Source organism: Peribacillus sp. Bi134, from assembly GCF_918698065.1.
In the GTDB taxonomy this organism is placed as follows: Bacteria; Bacillota; Bacilli; order Bacillales; family DSM-1321; genus Peribacillus.
Genome location: NZ_CAKKLN010000006.1, coordinates 426,813 through 442,955 on the forward strand (window position 1 = coordinate 426,813; position 16,143 = coordinate 442,955).

16 protein-coding genes are annotated in these 16,143 nt (G+C 39.2%); 13 read left to right on the forward strand and 3 right to left on the reverse strand.

The features are described from left to right. Positions 1–79: 79 nt before the first annotated feature. The 3 genes from LQ188_RS15895 (at position 80) to LQ188_RS15905 (ending at position 2,138) form a co-directional block, all read left to right on the forward strand. A complete protein-coding gene (locus LQ188_RS15895; RefSeq protein WP_101224119.1) occupies positions 80–802 on the forward strand; it encodes a hydrolase in 723 nt (240 codons plus the stop codon). 102 nt (positions 803–904) lie between these two features. Further along, a complete protein-coding gene (locus LQ188_RS15900; RefSeq protein WP_230177388.1) occupies positions 905–1,738 on the forward strand; it encodes a hypothetical protein in 834 nt (277 codons plus the stop codon). A 217-nt stretch (positions 1,739–1,955) separates the two neighbouring features. Further along, complete coding sequence (locus LQ188_RS15905) at positions 1,956–2,138, forward strand: ComZ family protein (RefSeq protein WP_034314525.1); 183 nt, start codon at positions 1,956–1,958, stop codon at positions 2,136–2,138. A 44-nt stretch (positions 2,139–2,182) separates the two neighbouring features. Here the strand turns inward: LQ188_RS15905 and LQ188_RS15910 are convergent, their stop codons facing one another. After that, positions 2,183–2,404, reverse strand: coding sequence for a hypothetical protein (locus LQ188_RS15910; RefSeq protein ID WP_230177390.1), 222 nt, complete (start codon positions 2,402–2,404; stop codon positions 2,183–2,185). A 201-nt stretch (positions 2,405–2,605) separates the two neighbouring features. Between LQ188_RS15910 and LQ188_RS15915 the strand changes: the two genes are divergently transcribed. The 4 genes from LQ188_RS15915 (at position 2,606) to LQ188_RS15930 (ending at position 6,603) form a co-directional block, all read left to right on the forward strand. Then, positions 2,606–3,541, forward strand: coding sequence for a beta-ketoacyl-ACP synthase III (locus LQ188_RS15915; RefSeq protein WP_101224116.1), 936 nt, complete (start codon positions 2,606–2,608; stop codon positions 3,539–3,541). A gap of 51 nt (positions 3,542–3,592) precedes the next feature. Beyond that, positions 3,593–4,831, forward strand: coding sequence for a beta-ketoacyl-ACP synthase II (fabF, locus tag LQ188_RS15920; RefSeq protein WP_101224115.1), 1,239 nt, complete (start codon positions 3,593–3,595; stop codon positions 4,829–4,831). A 137-nt stretch (positions 4,832–4,968) separates the two neighbouring features. Beyond that, positions 4,969–5,739, forward strand: a complete 771-nt coding sequence (locus LQ188_RS15925; protein WP_230177391.1) for a DUF2268 domain-containing putative Zn-dependent protease — start codon at positions 4,969–4,971, stop codon at positions 5,737–5,739. Positions 5,740–5,847: 108 nt separating this feature from the next. Next, positions 5,848–6,603 carry a YjbA family protein gene (locus LQ188_RS15930; RefSeq protein WP_034314514.1) on the forward strand — a complete coding sequence of 252 codons (756 nt, stop codon included), beginning with the start codon at positions 5,848–5,850 and terminating at the stop codon, positions 6,601–6,603. 33 nt (positions 6,604–6,636) lie between these two features. On the opposite strand, the gene trpS is transcribed toward LQ188_RS15930, so the two are convergent. Further along, positions 6,637–7,623: a tryptophan--tRNA ligase gene (trpS, locus tag LQ188_RS15935; protein ID WP_101224113.1), complete on the reverse strand. Its 987-nt coding sequence runs from the start codon at positions 7,621–7,623 to the stop codon at positions 6,637–6,639. A gap of 566 nt (positions 7,624–8,189) precedes the next feature. Here trpS and LQ188_RS15940 point away from each other — a divergent pair. Further along, positions 8,190–9,335 (forward strand): putative glycoside hydrolase, encoded by a 1,146-nt coding sequence (locus LQ188_RS15940; protein ID WP_230177444.1) that lies wholly within the window; start codon positions 8,190–8,192, stop codon positions 9,333–9,335. A 51-nt stretch (positions 9,336–9,386) separates the two neighbouring features. Here the strand turns inward: LQ188_RS15940 and LQ188_RS15945 are convergent, their stop codons facing one another. Beyond that, the gene (locus tag LQ188_RS15945; protein ID WP_101224111.1) at positions 9,387–9,575 is read right to left on the reverse strand and encodes a hypothetical protein; all 189 of its coding nucleotides are present in this window, start codon (positions 9,573–9,575) and stop codon (positions 9,387–9,389) included. Positions 9,576–9,671: 96 nt separating this feature from the next. Here LQ188_RS15945 and LQ188_RS15950 point away from each other — a divergent pair, with 96 nt between their 5' ends. The 5 genes from LQ188_RS15950 to LQ188_RS15970 all read left to right on the forward strand — a co-directional run bounded on the left by LQ188_RS15950 (position 9,672) and on the right by LQ188_RS15970 (position 16,080). After that, entirely contained in the window at positions 9,672–10,253 is a 582-nt protein-coding gene (locus LQ188_RS15950; RefSeq protein ID WP_230177392.1) for a GNAT family N-acetyltransferase, read from the forward strand. 1,339 nt (positions 10,254–11,592) lie between these two features. After that, a complete protein-coding gene (spxA, locus tag LQ188_RS15955) occupies positions 11,593–11,988 on the forward strand; it encodes a transcriptional regulator SpxA (RefSeq protein WP_034314502.1) in 396 nt (131 codons plus the stop codon). A gap of 494 nt (positions 11,989–12,482) precedes the next feature. Beyond that, entirely contained in the window at positions 12,483–13,151 is a 669-nt protein-coding gene (gene mecA, locus LQ188_RS15960) for an adaptor protein MecA (protein ID WP_034314498.1), read from the forward strand. Positions 13,152–13,264: 113 nt separating this feature from the next. Beyond that, positions 13,265–14,773, forward strand: coding sequence for a cardiolipin synthase (gene cls / locus LQ188_RS15965; RefSeq protein ID WP_230177393.1), 1,509 nt, complete (start codon positions 13,265–13,267; stop codon positions 14,771–14,773). Positions 14,774–14,871: 98 nt separating this feature from the next. Further along, on the forward strand, positions 14,872–16,080 hold the full coding sequence (locus LQ188_RS15970) for a competence protein CoiA family protein (RefSeq protein ID WP_230177394.1): 1,209 nt from the start codon (positions 14,872–14,874) through the stop codon (positions 16,078–16,080). Positions 16,081–16,143: the final 63 nt, after the last annotated feature.

A 16,143-nucleotide genomic window follows, 5' to 3' on the forward strand; every position in this document is an offset into this window, starting at 1 on the left:
AGGCGTTTCCACTGACCCTTTCTATTTTTCGTCATAAATTAATATAGTAGTAGTAATATTCCTTAAAGGAGTTTGAACGATGGAACAGCGAACTTTTCAAATTGATGACCAATGGAATATCATCTATTATCCAGAGCGGCCCAGTGGTTTTTCCGTAATGGTAATTGGAGACCGTAGTCATTTTGTCGAAAAAGACAGCAGCTTTTGGCTGCAGCATCCTGGCAGGCTGCAGATATTGGAATATTTAAAGGAATACGGATACACGCTATTTTCATCCAATTTTTATGGAGCCAACTGGGGCAGTCCTAAAGCACTCGAGCTTTCCCTTAACCTATATATTCTGTTCTTGAAAAAAGAAATAATCAATCAAAGGGTTCATATATTGGCAGAGGGGACAGGCGCACTCCTTGCCTTAAAGTTAATGAATCAACTTGGTAATAAAATACGGTCCGTCGTGTTGATAGATCCGGTTTTTTCCTTGAAAGCACAACTGGAGAAAGAAAAGGAAAATAAGTTCTTCTATAAAAAGTGGCTGTCCGAGGTCGCTGCTGCATATGAGCTCGATCCGGCAGAATGTGAACAGCATATACTGGACACTGAAGATTCAATGATCGCAGAGAATATCCCCATGAAAGTGATTCAGGTTTTTGGAAGCTTACGGAAAGAGCAAGCCTCCCTTTATCGGCAAATCCAGCTGGCTAGAAAAGCAGACTTGCAGCTGACTTATATACTGCCCGAAAAACGTTATAAAATCCCCTATCAAATACAGAAGTTTTTCAATGAGAATGAAGAGACTTTATGAGAAGAGATATATTTTTACAATGGTTTGCATACGATACAGCATCTAAAAAAACTAGACGTGCCGGGTAAAGTGGGCTTGATGGCATACGAGGAGGCTGTATTTATGCAAACAAACATTGTCATTGGCACTTATCGATTCGTGGGATTCTATGTGACTCAATTCTTTTTGAACCAAGGTGAAGAAGTAATCGGAATCGATTGGGATGATTCCGAAGCAAGTCAATATATTAAGGAAGAAAAGGAACTTGAAATAGGCAGGAATTCAAATTATTTATACTTTCCGATAAATAAACTTAAATTATTGGATATTTCACAGCAGGACACGGTGTTCATATCTTGTTACGATATTAAAAGCGGAAAAATGGACAAAATCGATTTTGTAATAGGAGAAATCGTTTCATTCATCGAGAAATGCAAAAAAAATGGCAAGAATGAAACGCCAAATTTCGTTCTTTTCATGCCCATTGAAAAAGATGTCAGTATATTTCAGTCGATATTAAGCTCGATTCGTGGAATGGATTCTGCAAAAATCATATTTTTACCGACGATTTATGGACCTTGGCAATCGGAAGGCATGAGCTTTGAAGCTGGAATCAATCAGCTTGGACAGTCTGATATCAAAGCGGCAATTGCTGCCGAATATAACGGAGATGCTCTCTACATCACTGATTTTGTAAATGCTTTGGAAGCGGTGCTTGCCACAAGTTCCGATAGGGACATCCAATTGTGCAGCAGTATCGACGATCATTGGGATAAATGTGCCAAGTTAATATTTGGTGAAAGTATGGATTCATTCACTTCCCAATCAACAACGAAAATCAATAAAGGAACATTATTTGAAGTGCAATGCAAAATGGAACCGGAAGAAGGCATTGCATTACAGAGAAAACATAATAAACGATTAAACTTACTTAAAACGTGGAGAAAGCGTGATTGACATTTTTGTTATTTGGGAAGGACAAAACTGTATATTTGCCTCTAATCTATATGTCTTGTACTATAATGTTCAAGGATAGGAATTACATCAAAAGATATTCATGATTTTATATGTACGCCCTTTACGAAAGGGTTCAGTGGAATTATGATAATATTGAGCTTATTTTGGCATCAAAATGATCAATTGATGAATATTCAAAAGATAGGGGGAAATGCGAATGAGTTCAGATAAAACTCTTGAATTTATGGGAATCGCCATGAAATACTTCCCAGAGGCTAAAGCGAAGCTTGAAGCAAGCGGGATTCCATTCTCAATGGAGATGGCAGAGCCATTCATGGAGCTCTTTAAAAGCGTTATGCAAGAAGCTTATGAGCTTGGTAAACAAGATGCTCAACGTTAATTAAAAGGCAGGCTGTCCGTTAAAAGGGCAGCCTATGAATTTTTTTATTCTTTTTTCAAGAACTTGGCGATCAAGGGGCTCAGATTGATTTTATCAATGGTCGGTTTGTATTGACTGTATAAGCCCATCAATGTTTCAACGCTCGCCATCAATTGCATGTAATCAACCTGCGCTTCCTCTTGCTCCGGTTCATTTTTCCTGCCAAACATCAAATTAGAAAAATGATCATCCGTGTTTCTCTCCCGGTTGCGATTGAAGATGTCCAAAATGAATTCCTCCTATTCTCCTTTTATTTATAATGTATGTCCCCAATTTCCCTTGGCATAGGCGCTTGTCCGACTTCCGAAAGAGATTTCTTTAGCTTTTCAAATTGTTAACTCTTGCAAGGAAGTCTTTTTTTATATAAAATTAGTACCAGGTAATAATAGATGATTATAATAACTCATAAAATATAAGGGGATGGCAAGATGAATGCTGGAATACTAGGGCTTGGCCGCTACTTACCCGACAAAATCGTTACAAATGCGGACCTAGAGAAAATTATGGACACTTCCGATGAGTGGATTCGGACTAGGACGGGTATTGAGGAAAGAAGAATTGCCAAAGATGATATTGATACATCAGATATGGCCTATGAAGCCGCAAAAGCTGCATTGAAAAATGCGGAAATTTTGGCTGAAGAGATAGATTTAATTCTTGTAGCCACTGTTACACCGGATCAGTCGTTTCCTTCAGTCGCTTGCATGATTCAAGAGAAATTGGGAGCGATGAAGGCAGCAGCAATGGATGTAAGTGCTGCATGCGCCGGTTTTATGTATGCAATGATCACGGCACAGCAATTTATTAAGACAGGTGCATATAAGCATGTGCTGATTGTCGGTGTTGAAAAACTTTCGAAAGTAACCAATTGGGAAGACCGCAATACTGCTGTACTTTTTGGTGACGGAGCTGGTGCAGTTGTACTTGGACCTGTATCTGAAGGCAAAGGAGTCCTTTCCTTTGAATTAGGCGCAGATGGAACCGGTGGGAAGCACTTATTACAAGAAGGAGATTTCATTCATATGAATGGCCGTGAAGTATTTAAATTTGCTGTCCGTCAGATGGGTGAATCCAGCCTGGGTGTCTTGGACAAAGCTGGTTTGACTAAAGAAGATGTGGATCTGCTTGTCCCGCATCAAGCTAATATACGAATTATGGAAGCCTCTAGGGAACGCTTGGATCTCCCGCTTGAAAAAATGACAAAAACGATTCATAAATATGGAAATACTTCTTCAGCGTCCATTCCAATGGCCCTTGTGGAAGAAATGGAAGCAGGAAGAATCAAGGATAATGACTTAATAGTCATGGTCGGTTTTGGTGGTGGCCTTACATGGGGAGCGATCGCTCTTAGGTGGGGTAAATAAAAGAAGAAGCAAAACGTAAGAGCTTTAAAAATAGGAAGGAGCCATTTTTAAATGACTAATCGCCGTGTAGTTGTAACTGGTATTGGAGCAATCTCTCCAGTTGGTAATGATGCAGAAACTGGATGGAAAAATATAATCGAGGGGAAATCGGGGATAGGACCTTTAACTCGTTTGAATGCTGAAGAATATCCCGTTAAAGTGGCTGCTGAAATCAAGGATTTTGATATAGAAACATATATAAATCGTAAAGAAGCACGCAAAATGGACCGTTTTACCCATTATGCAATTGCAGCTTCCGTTATGGCATATAATGATAGCAAGCTGGAAATAACCGATGAAAATGCTGCACGTGTCGGGGTCTGGATCGGTTCGGGTATCGGCGGGCTGGAGACACTAGAGACACAGCATGAAAACTTTTTAAACAGAGGATACAAACGGGTAAGCCCATTTTTCGTACCAATGATGATTCCGGATATGGCAGCTGGCCAGGTTTCTATCTTACTGGGTGCAAAAGGAATCAATTCATGTACGGTAACAGCCTGTGCAACAGGAACTAATTCAATTGGTGATGCGTTTAAAGCCATTCAGCGGGGCGATGCCGATGTGATGATTACAGGCGGGGCCGAAGCGCCAATCACAAAAATGTCGGTTGCAGGCTTCTGTGCAAATACGGCTTTATCGACAAACCCTGATCCACAAACGGCTAGCCGTCCTTTTGATCTTAACCGTGATGGTTTCGTAATAGGCGAAGGAGCTGGAATCATTGTTCTGGAAGATCTTGAACATGCATTGAATAGAGGAGCCAAGATTTATGCTGAAATAGCTGGCTATGGCTCAACTGGAGATGCCTTCCATATTACCGCTCCGGCACCAGGTGGAGAAGGCGGGGCAAGAGCGATGAAAATTGCAATCGAGGATGCAGGTTTGAATCCGGAAGACATCCAATATGTGAATGCCCACGGAACGAGTACGCCTTACAATGACAAATACGAAACGATGGCAGTCAAAGAAGTCTTTGGCGACCATGCTAATAAACTTGCAATAAGTTCCACTAAATCGATGACGGGCCATATGTTAGGGGCAGCAGGCGGTGTGGAAGCGATTTTCACGATTCAGGCAATCAGGGACAGCATTTTGCCTCCAACCATCAATATTGAAACACCAGACCCTGAGTGTGATTTGGACTATGTCCCGAATCAAGCAAGGAAGGGCGAAATCAGTGCAGCCATCAGTAATTCACTTGGATTCGGTGGGCATAACGCAACTATCCTTTTCAAAAAATATCAATAAGTTTGAAGGAAGAGCAGATCTTTAGGGATTTGCTCTTTTTATGTTGAAGGGAAAATTGCAAATACAAGGGATATAAAATGTGTCAACCGCCTTCTTTAAATCATACGATAGTCAATAGAAGCGGAGGTGTATGGGAAATGGGAGTCATTTCAACCAATGAATGGATGAAGAAGGATTTCAACCGCCCGGTCCAGATGATGGAAAGAGTTAAAAGTACATTCAACAATACCCTTGATGCGGACATGATTTATCATCATTTATTGAAGCATGGCATGTATTCGCCGAATCAAAAAACAAAACAAACATGGGAAGACTTAAACGAAAATAATGTCTGGGAAAAAACACAAAGCTTGTTTACAGCTTATAAGAAGCTATGGGGTGGGCCTGATGTTCCCATATATATTTTTCCGCTGATGTCTTCAGGGATATGGAATAAAAAAGTTGAAACGAAGTCAGGGCTGGCATTTAAAGATAAACTATTCCTTTTTTACGGAAAGGGGATAGCCGAAAAGGAAATGGAGGCGCTGTTGATTCATGAATATCATCATATTTGCCGTCTGCATCATTTGAAAAAGGACCAAAAAGAATTCACTCTCCTGGATACGATGATCATGGAAGGACTGGCGGAAAGAACGGTGGGGAAATATTTAGGAACAAAATTTTTAGCAAATTGGACTAAGTTATATCAGGAAGATAAACTAAGAGAATTTTGGAGCAAGCATTTAGAGGAAAAGCACACGATAAAACGTACAGATCCTCTTCATGATGCACTTCTGCTCGGGATGAAAGGATATCCATATATGCTTGGATACTGTAGTGGCTATTACCTGGTGAAAAATTCTGAGAAACTCTCTGTGAAAAAATCGTTCATTATTCAATCTGAAGAATTCCTATCTAAAAAGAGTTAATATATACGTTCTTTTTTTCTTAATCTGTTTTCTAGAATAGGAATAAATTGTATGGTTCCTGCCTATACTGATTGACAAACAGAAATTTGTTTAAGTGAGGGATGAATGATGCTATATCTTCATGATGTATGGGTTAACTGGTTTGAAGGAGAAGAAAACGGCTATAATATTTGTCATTTTCATGAATGGAGGAAGGATGACGGGATCGAACTACTAGATCAAGTTCCTTTGTTGAAAGTGTCATCAACATTGTTCCACTACATAGAAAACGACTTGTCAGAATTACCTAAGCCACTGCTGAATGATGTATATCAAAAAGCATATGCAAGGAAAAATCATGAACGAATTCAGCTCGACTATTGTTTTATCGTGACTGACGGAAATGGAATCTTAGCTGTTGATACGATAGGCTATCATATTCCGATTAGGAAAAGCAGAATAATTCCTCGGCAGGAACAAATTGTTTATGACATGATAGAAAACCATGATGAGATGGATTACACCTTTACTGAAAAACCTACATCTGAGAAAGAATATCATATTTTGTCGCCGTCTCCCTTATTCATGAACGGTTTGACAAGAAAAGAAAGACAGCTTAAGCAATTGCTATTCATGGCCATGGACCAATTATTCACGGCGAAAAACACTGCTGAAATCCGCTATTGGTATACAGAATGGGCTCCTGAGAAATATGAAAGCATTCAAGAAATGGATTTTCAGATAGCTTGGCTTGAATTATATGAAGAAATGAAGGAAGGCTGGTCAGAGAAGCATCTTCAACTTTGTGAAAACCTTGTGAAGGGGCAGCCTTTTTTTGAAAAGCTGTGGCAAGTGGAGGCTGGCGATAGCCCATCGATATTATGAAAAAAAGACGATCCGTTGAGGATCGTCTTTTTTTTATCTCTTTCTGCCAAGTCCCATGCCATTATACATTTTTCTGATCATTTTATTGGCTTCAATGTTCGCCTTTTCTGCACCGCGGTCCAGAATTTCATCCAATTCAGGCGAATCGATCAATTCATTATAGCGTTCCTGAATTGGCAGGATTTCTCCAAGAACCACCTCAGCCAAATCACTTTTAAAGTCACCATAACCTTTGCCCTCATACATCTCTTCAATTTCTGTATAGGTTTTTCCACTGAAGATGGAATATATGGACATAAGGTTGGAAACACCCGCTTTGTTTTCCTTATCGTAACGGACAATTCCTTCCGAATCGGTAACTGCGCTCTTGATGTTTTTTTCGATTTGCTTAGGATCATCCAATAAGGCTATCGTTGCCTTTTTATTAGGATCGGATTTGCTCATTTTCTTGGTTGGTTCTTGAAGGGACATGATACGGGCCCCTTCTGTAGGGAGGCTGATTTCCGGGATTTTAAATATATCATTATGCTTTTTATTGAACCGTTCAGCCAAATCGCGTGTCAATTCAAGATGCTGTCTTTGATCTTCCCCGACAGGAACCACATCTGTACCATAAAGGAGGATATCGGCAGCCATCAACGGCGGGTAAGTAAGCAGTGCTGCGGAAACCCCTTCTTTGCCAGTTGATTTGTCTTTAAATTGCGTCATTCTCTCAAGTTCCCCAATATAGGATATACTCTGTAAAATCCAGCCTGCCTGGGCATGTGCTGGTACTTCTGATTGAATGAAGATGGTATTCTTTTCAGGATCTAAGCCAATGGCCAAATATAAAGCGGCCAATGTTTTAATGTTCTTCCTTAACTTAATGCGATCCTGTGGAACTGTAATTGCATGCTGGTCAACAATACAAAAGAAACATTCATATTCATTTTGTAAGTTAACGAATTGTTTCATTGCTCCGATGTAATTTCCTAAAGTAACGGAACCAGATGGCTGAATGCCGGAGAAAATCCTTTTCAACTGCTAGTCACTCCTCTAAATGCGTTTATTGATAAATGGATATTCGCTCTTCATTATTGTAAGGATAAATAGAAAATGAATCCACTTTCTTTGAAAGAAATGTGCATATTCCTGTGATGGGGAAATGCTCATTTAAATCTTGTGGAGGGCCGTTTTGTCCAGTATCGATGCCATTTTTAAGAATACGAAATGTCCACTATACTGTATTTTAGCATTTATTCATATTAAATGTATAATCGAAACGGCAAACAAGCCAATAGAACGGATTTTCCGCTTCTTTTTTTAGATATGGAAGAAATGAAGGGTTCAAGGAAAATCAATCCGTTTAACATATTTCACAATGAGCGGACCATTTTAGGGAAGGATACTCACAAGGGAATAACCGCGTTGTTGAACGTATTCTCATTTTGTAAGTCAGTTTTTTTTAATTATTTATAATATATAGGAGTAAAGTTTATTGTTTGTGGTATTAAAGAAAGGGGTTTATTATATTTGTTGAATATTGATGACTGATGGCGAATGAGGTGGAGAAAATGAAACCAATGTGTAAATGGTTGATGACAGGAATGTGCATATTCCTGATTCAACAGCCAGTTCATGCAGAAGGCATGAACGAAACCAGGCAGGTGGCATTAGAAAATAAAGAATTGCCTGCGAGCGTACCGCGTTTTGTTTTTGATTCGGGGTTGAAATTCGACTATCCGGATGCTGTGCGCGGAATATATGTGACAGGGCCTGCAGCGGGCGGCAATAAATTGAATGAACTTATTAGATATGTAGATGAAACCGACTTGAATGCAATGGTCATTGACATTAAGGATGACAAGGGGAACGTTACGTTTAAAACCGAAGATCCAGATTCTCCATATGCTGGGATTGGTAAAGACTACATAAAAAATCCAAGGGCAATGCTGAAAAAAATGGAGGATAAACAGATTTATCCGATTGCGAGGGTAGTCGTCTTTAAAGATTCACTTTTGGCCAAAGAGAAGCCTGAATTATCTTTTTTAGATGGCGAAAAGGTTTGGAGGAATGGTCGAGGGGAAGCCTTCGTTAACCCATTCTTAAAAGAGGTGTGGGATTATAATGTCGGTATTGCCATTGAAGCGGCAAAGATGGGGTTTAAAGAAATTCAATTTGACTATGTCCGTTTTCCCGAAGGATTCGAAAATAAAGAAGATGATTTGAAATATGATGTCGGTGAATATGATGAAGCGAAAGTGAGTCATACAGCCAAAAGGGTTCAGGCAGTGACAGATTTCGTAAGTTATGCGAGGAAACAACTGGAGCCATATGATGTGGAAGTATCTGTGGATATTTTTGGATATGCAGCTACATTGCCTGAAGCTCCCGGAATAGGGCAAAACTTCACAAAAATCTCTGAGAATGTCGATGTAATTTCCTCGATGATCTATCCGAGTCACTGGACATCTTATTTTGGTATCGATAAGCCTGATTTGGAGCCTTATAATCTCGTTAAGGAATATGCGAAATTGGAGAACGGGAAGCTGAAGGAATTAAAAACCCCACCTACTTCAAGACCTTGGCTACAAGATTTTACTGCCTCATATTTAGGTGAGGGGAATTACCAAAGATACGGAAAGGAAGAAGTGGAAGCCCAAATAAAAGCATTGAATGATAATGGTATTGATGAATACTTATTATGGAATGCGGCAAATCGATATACAAAGGGAGTAGACTATACCCCATGAAAAAAAGGATGACCTTGGAAGAGCCTTCCGGTCATCCAATTTCTCTCTGAATTACCGCTTTTTATTCCCGCCAACTTTACTCCACCCTGACTGAATTCGTTTCGATTGATCGAAAATATGAGAGTGACGTTTCCCGCCAAACCATTTTTCGCCGATGCCATTCGTCACAACGCCATTCACAGCTGTAATGCCAATAACGCAAGCAGCGACTAAAAAAAAGTCCAAAAAGTAACTGATCATCAAAACCCTCCTAATATTTTCAAGCTATTCAAGTTCTATTGTAGTGGATAAGAAAAAATCTGGAAAGTATAATCTAGCAAATGAGGAGATTAAATTATGAATTGGTATGATAAGCTGAACCAGTATTTCCCTATTGAAGAAATGAAGTCCAAAGAACATATAGAAGTTCTTTTAGAAGATAAGCAGGAAATATATAAAAAGGATGAAGGTCCCGACCATGTTTTATTATATGTGGAAGGAGAAGAGTTTATATTCGTTGATTACCTTTTTGTATCAAAGAATTCAAGGGGTCAGGGACTAGGAAGGAAATTAATTCAAAAATTGCAAAAAAAGCAGAAAACGATCTTGCTGGAAGTAGAACCAGTACAAGAAAATGATGACGATACATTGAAAAGGCTGAAATTTTATAAAAGGGAAGGATTCCAGCATGCCTCTTCAATTACCTACAGCAGAAAATCCCTTGCCACCAAGGAGGATACGCCTATGGAAATCCTATATTGGCCAGCAAACCCATCGGTTGATGAAGAAGACGTATATGATTTCATGAAAGATATTTATTCTGAAATCCATACCTACAAAGATGATGACCTATATGGGAAATCTTATCAAGATGTAGAGGATGTACTAAGCTTGAATGCAAGTCAGGAAACGGATATTTTTAAAGAGATGGAAATTTAGAAAAAAGGGGCCGGGCGCCTAACCGGCCCTTTTTAGTTTGTCGGAAAAAGTACGGTATAGAGGTCGAATAAAGTACGGTATAGAGGTCGAATAAAGTGCGGTGTAGGTCGAATAAAGTACGGGGAAGGTCGAATAAAGTGCGGTGTAGGTCGAATAAAGTGTAGTGTAGGTCGAATAAATTCGGGGAAGGTCGAATAAAGTACGGTATAGGTCGAATAAAGTGTGGTGTTGGTCGAATAAAGTGCGGTGTAGGTCGAATAATTCGTGGAAGGTCGAATAAAGTACGGGGAAGGTCGAATAAATTGCGGTGTAGGTCGAATAAATTCGTGGAAGGTCGAATAAAGTACGGTATAGGTCGAATAAAGAGTGGTGTAGGTCGAAAAAATTCGTGAACGGCTGAAAAAAGTGCAGTGATGGAAGAAAAAAATTCGTGAACGGCTGAAAAAACAGCTCAGTACGTCGAAAAAGAACAGTAAGGGCCGAAAAAAGTGCTCCAGCAGAAAACATCTGGAACGTTTTTTAAAGAAAAATTGAGGCAAACTGTTCTTTCTTAAAATTTGTCCATAAAGGAGGTTCGGAATGGTCTCACCCCAACCTCGATTATAAAAGGTTATCGTTTAGGCTTTTTACTATTCTATGAAAACCCTCAATAGATTGAAGGAAATTGCGACACTTCTGCTGAAAAACTGGCTAGCCGGGACCCCGGAGTCGCGTGCTTTGATGCGGCTTGCAGACAGTCGGCGGGAAAGGGAGCGGATTTCTGAAAACAACTGTTATGGTTTTTTCGAGTGCAGCCAAACTGTCTTTTCTTATTGTGCATTTTTTGCAGGCAAATGAATATCTATAACTTCTCGAATGGTAGATTACTCACTTATCGCCGATTTTTTCGAATTACTTTTTTACTTTTGGAAATATATGTGCTAAAAGAATGGTTTTTCTTGTAAAAGGAGGAATTTGCTTTTTATTAAAGAAAATATATTAACATGTACTTGTTTATTGACAAAGATAGGGGGTAAATAAAAGTAACGAGTTAATAAAAAAATCATGAGGGCCGAATTGAGAGTTAACTGAGAATGGCAGGTAGGTATTTTCAATTAGAAAAAGCGGTTTTAATGTATTACATAAAAAACAGAAAAAGCTATAGTACAGGCTAAACTAGAAGTTTATAAGGATTTTTCCAAATATCAAAAAGGGTATTCATTTTAAATAATTTAGTGTATAATAAAGAAAATGAAATACTTAATTAAAATTATTTCAAATTAGAGTGGTACTTATGAATACTAATAGTAGATTTCCCCTCATAGATCACCGATTCTATATTTAGGGAGTGTGAGTAAACATGGTAACATTATATACATCACCTAGTTGTACTTCATGCAGGAAAGCAAAAGCATGGTTAGAGGAACATGAGATTGGATATAAAGAAAGAAACATTTTTTCAGAACCGTTAACGATTGATGAAATTAAAGAAATTCTTCGAATGACTGAAGATGGAACCGATGAAATCATTTCAACACGGTCAAAAACTTTCCAAAAGTTAAACGTAAATTTAGAGAGCCTGCCTCTTCAAGAACTATATAAATTGATCAAGGAAAATCCAGGTCTGTTGAGACGTCCAATTATCCTTGACGAGAAACGGCTTCAAGTTGGTTATAACGAAGATGAGATAAGACGCTTTTTACCACGTAAAGTTCGTACCTTCCAGTTACGGGAAGCACAACGTATGGTCAACTAATAAGGTCTTTCAAGCTCTGCCAGGAAATGTGCAGGGCTTTTTCTTTATACATAACCGATTTTCCGCTGATTTTTTTTACTTAATGACGGGTAACATAACAGGATTCATAGGGGACAGGAGACGTTTCGGATTTGCAGCATGTTCCTTGAACCGGTCATCATTTAAAGAAAAAATAAGAATGCACACCATCATGCCGTGTATATAATAAGGCATAAATGGCAGGAAGTTTAAAATTGAAGAAAGCATTAGGATAGTTGCATGCGGATGAATTTTTTTATAGAATGAATGGAATATTAGGCAAACAATTGTTTTTTAGATAAGTAATGTTTTTTATTTCCCTTCTTCAAGGTTTTGTCATAAAATGATGTAAAATAGTCTGTTTTAATGGCTATCATGATTTACAGTATTCACTTACGGGTAAAGAGCTTTTAAGAGCAATTTTCGCTTGGGGGTTATTATCCCTTCAAAATGAGATAGGAAGGGAGAGGGGAATCATGGAAATCGAACGCATTAATGATGATACAGTTAAATTTTATATTTCCTATATAGATATTGAGGAAAGAGGCTTTGATCGCGAAGAAATTTGGTACAGCCGTGAGCGAAGTGAGGAACTTTTTTGGGAAATGATGGATGAAGTGCATCAAGAAGAAGAATTCATGATTGAAGGACCTTTATGGATTCAAGTTCAAGCCCTTGAAAAAGGCTTGGAAGTTTTGGTCACAAAAGCCCAGCTTGCCAAAGATGGTCAGAAACTCGAGCTGCCTCTTTCAGATGATAAGTTAAGGGATTTGAATGTATCAGACAAGATGGATACGCTTCTTGATCAACATTTTCATGGGAAAGATGAAGAAAGCGGTATGACATTCGAAGATGGTATGATTGAATTCATCACGACTTTCGAGGATTTTGAAGATGTCATTTCATTAAGCAAGCGTCATGGCTTGGATGACTGGACGACTAAACTTTATGTTTATCAGAATAAATATTATCTTTATATCGAATTTTCCGAGGCAGAAATTGATGAGGAAGAAATCGATAATGTTCTAAGTCTTTTATTGGAATATAGTCAGGAGTCACCTATAACGGTGCACATGCTTGAAGAGTACGGGAAGATAGTTATCGAAAATGATGTATTCACAACGGTCGATAAATATTTCGCATAGACTGTTGAGGCCGATTTCAGTAGAAATCGGCCTTTTCGTCCAAGAATGAGTGTTTTACCTCAGCAGGGAGGTTTTTATCATGTGCCTGTGTTTGTTAATTGGAGGTAGTCTAGGTGAAGAATATAGTTGGCATCGGTCTGCTAATTCTCTTGTTGGTCGGCTCTTGGTATTTTCTAATAAATGGTGTCGATGGCAGGGTGATTTTTTATTCCAGCCTTGTATTGACCCTTTTCTTGGTGATAATTGGATTCAACATTTTCCTGGAAAACAGAGATCCCATCGAGACCATAACATGGCTGGTTATTTTTTGCGCTTTCCCATTCATCGGTTTCATTTTTTACTTTTTGTTTGGCCGTCATTTTCGGAAAGAAAGGATATTTCGCAAGAAGTACTTTTTGGATAAACAGAGTTTCGTTAAAATAGGCGGCGAGGCGGAGTATAATGACCGAATTAAGGAAATGGGCGAGAACCCTCAGCAGTTAATCACTCTTGCAAATAGGCTGGGTAATAGCCCTATTTCATTTACGACTGAAACCCGGGTTTTAAGGAATGGTGATTCAACATTTTCCAATATCATCGAAGAATTAAAAAAAGCCACACATCATATTCATTTGGAATATTATATTGTTAGGGATGACCGCATTGGCGGTCTGCTAAAGGACATCTTGATACAGAAAGTAAAAGAAGGGGTAGAGGTCAGATTTCTCTATGATGCGGTTGGTTCCTGGAAGTTAGCTCGTTCATATATCGATGAACTGAGGAGTGCGGGAGCTGAAATGGTTGCTTTTGGTCCGTTGCATCTCCCTTTATTAAATAATACATTCAACTTTCGCAACCATCGTAAAATAATTGTGATAGATGGCTCTGTCGGATTCATCGGCGGCCTCAATATTGGGGATGAATATTTGGGACAAGATCAGAAATTCGGTTCTTGGCGGGATACGCATCTTATCATAAAGGGGGAAGCGGTCAGGACTTTACAGCTCATATTTCTGCAGGATTGGTATTATAGCACCAATAATAGTTTTTTAAGTGATGAATATCTCATGGTTGGCCTGCCGAACCATCATGGACATGGCGGAGTTCAATTGATTGGCGGCGGGCCGGATAGTGAGTGGACGATCATTAAAAGCATTTTTTTTAAAATGATCGCTTCGGCAGAAAAGTCAGTCTGGATTGCCTCTCCGTATTTCGTTCCTGATGACGATATCTTTCAAGCGTTGAAGGTAGCTGCCTTAAGTGGTTTGGATGTCAGGCTGCTCGTACCGAAGAACCCCGATAAACGTATCGTATTTCATGCTTCGAGAACTTATTTTCCCGAATTGCTCGCTTCCGGAGTTCGTATATTCCAATATAATGAAGGCTTCATGCATAGTAAAATCATCATCGTTGATGACCAACTGGCGTCAATTGGGACAACCAATATGGATATGAGAAGCTTTCACCTGAATTTCGAAGTCAATGCTTTTCTCTACAGGACGGAAAGTACTCGGCAGTTGGTGAATGATTTTTTGGAAGATATAAAGGTATCTCAAGAAGTGGAGATTGATGCGTTTTCCAAACGGAATTTCGGTTTGAAAGTATTGGAGTCCACATGCCGATTGCTTTCACCCCTTCTTTAGATAGCAACTTTACTTTATGCCGATGAGGCATTTTTTTTTTGCGGATTAAAAGGAATCCTAAGCGAAGCAGGCGAATGTAGTGGATGAGGAGGAGATGTATGCTAACCGCGATAAAGAAAGATGGAACTTGGATTACCCTCCCTGAAAAGATATCGGCAAACGAGATTGATGAATGGAGAAAATCGGCAGATTATTACTGTCCATGCTGCAAGATGGAAATGACCATCAAAGCGGGAAACGTCAGGATTCCTCATTTCGCACATAAAAATAGTTCTTCATGCCGTGCTTCTTCAGAACCGGAATCCGCCTATCATTTAATGGGAAAAAGAAAATTGTTTCAGTGGTTATTATCACATGGTTACCAAGTGGATCTAGAAGCCTACCTTCCTGAAATTAAGAAAAGGGCTGATATTTTAGCTGTAATAGGAGGCAATCGCTATGCAATAGAATTTCAATGCTCAGTTATCCCCGAGGTGGAATTCATGGAAAGGACAAGAGCCTACCAAAGCATAGGCATCAAGCCAATCTGGATCCTCGCTGCAAAACGCTTAAAAAGGAAAAGTTTGTATGAATTCAGTTTAACCCGCTTCCAATGGCTCTTCGTCACCGGCAGCTTCCATCATCCGTTTCTTTGGATGTATTGTCCGGAAACTGATCATTTATCAGTATTGAAGAACCTCACTCCGTTTACCCCTAGAACCGTCTTAGCCGAATTGACAACAGCTTCTTTAAAGCTCCTTCCCCCAAATCGGGCATTGCCCCGAAATTGCTTTGTTTTCCCTTTTCTGCCTGCGTGGAGATATAAACGAAATGGCTGGTCCCTGCATCGAGTGAAAACAGCACGCAGATGCGATCCTTTTTTCGAAGAGCTTTATTCACATCATATTACACCAGCGACACTTCCCGTTGAAGTGGGTGTTCCCGTCAGGGGGATGCTGTTGATCGAAACTGCCTCGATCGAATGGCAGGCATGGTTATACATGGATGTGTTTCAAGAGAAACGAACAGGGGAAAAGATTTCTATGGCTGATATTATCTGCATTTTTAGAAAGCGCTCAAAAAAAGGGGAAATAAAGTTCAGACCATTGCCATTGCTTCATGAAAAACCAATCGAGTATCCTGTAGGTCAATATATCATGATTTTGGAGCAATTGGGTTATCTATCAAAGCTGGAAAAAGGGGTTTTTAAAGTTGAAAGGGAATTTACCCTGCCCTTCACCAGTGATCAAGCTCAAATTTTGGAAAAAAATTTCTATGATAAGCATAAATTGATGATGGAAAAGGGGAATATCCAGTATAATCAGTGATAACATCTCTATTTATCTTGAATTCAGATGAAATGGCAGGATTATTTTTGTTAATGGAGAAAT

Bases quoted from the DNA above. Each gene is read 5' to 3' on its own strand.
- LQ188_RS15945 (WP_101224111.1), bottom strand. From the start codon at position 9,575: ATGATCAGTTACTTTTTGGACTTTTTTTTAGTCGCTGCTTGCGTTATT.
- LQ188_RS15925 (WP_230177391.1), top strand. From the start codon at position 4,969: ATGGGAGTCATTTCAACCAATGAATGGATGAAGAAGGATTTCAACCGC.
- LQ188_RS15915 (WP_101224116.1), top strand. From the start codon at position 2,606: ATGAATGCTGGAATACTAGGGCTTGGCCGCTACTTACCCGACAAAATC.
- LQ188_RS15895 (WP_101224119.1), top strand. From the start codon at position 80: ATGGAACAGCGAACTTTTCAAATTGATGACCAATGGAATATCATCTAT.
- LQ188_RS15950 (WP_230177392.1), top strand. From the start codon at position 9,672: ATGAATTGGTATGATAAGCTGAACCAGTATTTCCCTATTGAAGAAATG.
- LQ188_RS15930 (WP_034314514.1), top strand. From the start codon at position 5,848: ATGCTATATCTTCATGATGTATGGGTTAACTGGTTTGAAGGAGAAGAA.
- LQ188_RS15970 (WP_230177394.1), top strand. From the start codon at position 14,872: ATGCTAACCGCGATAAAGAAAGATGGAACTTGGATTACCCTCCCTGAA.
- spxA (WP_034314502.1), top strand. From the start codon at position 11,593: ATGGTAACATTATATACATCACCTAGTTGTACTTCATGCAGGAAAGCA.
- fabF (WP_101224115.1), top strand. From the start codon at position 3,593: ATGACTAATCGCCGTGTAGTTGTAACTGGTATTGGAGCAATCTCTCCA.
- mecA (WP_034314498.1), top strand. From the start codon at position 12,483: ATGGAAATCGAACGCATTAATGATGATACAGTTAAATTTTATATTTCC.
- LQ188_RS15940 (WP_230177444.1), top strand. From the start codon at position 8,190: ATGTGCATATTCCTGATTCAACAGCCAGTTCATGCAGAAGGCATGAAC.
- LQ188_RS15900 (WP_230177388.1), top strand. From the start codon at position 905: ATGCAAACAAACATTGTCATTGGCACTTATCGATTCGTGGGATTCTAT.
- LQ188_RS15905 (WP_034314525.1), top strand. From the start codon at position 1,956: ATGAGTTCAGATAAAACTCTTGAATTTATGGGAATCGCCATGAAATAC.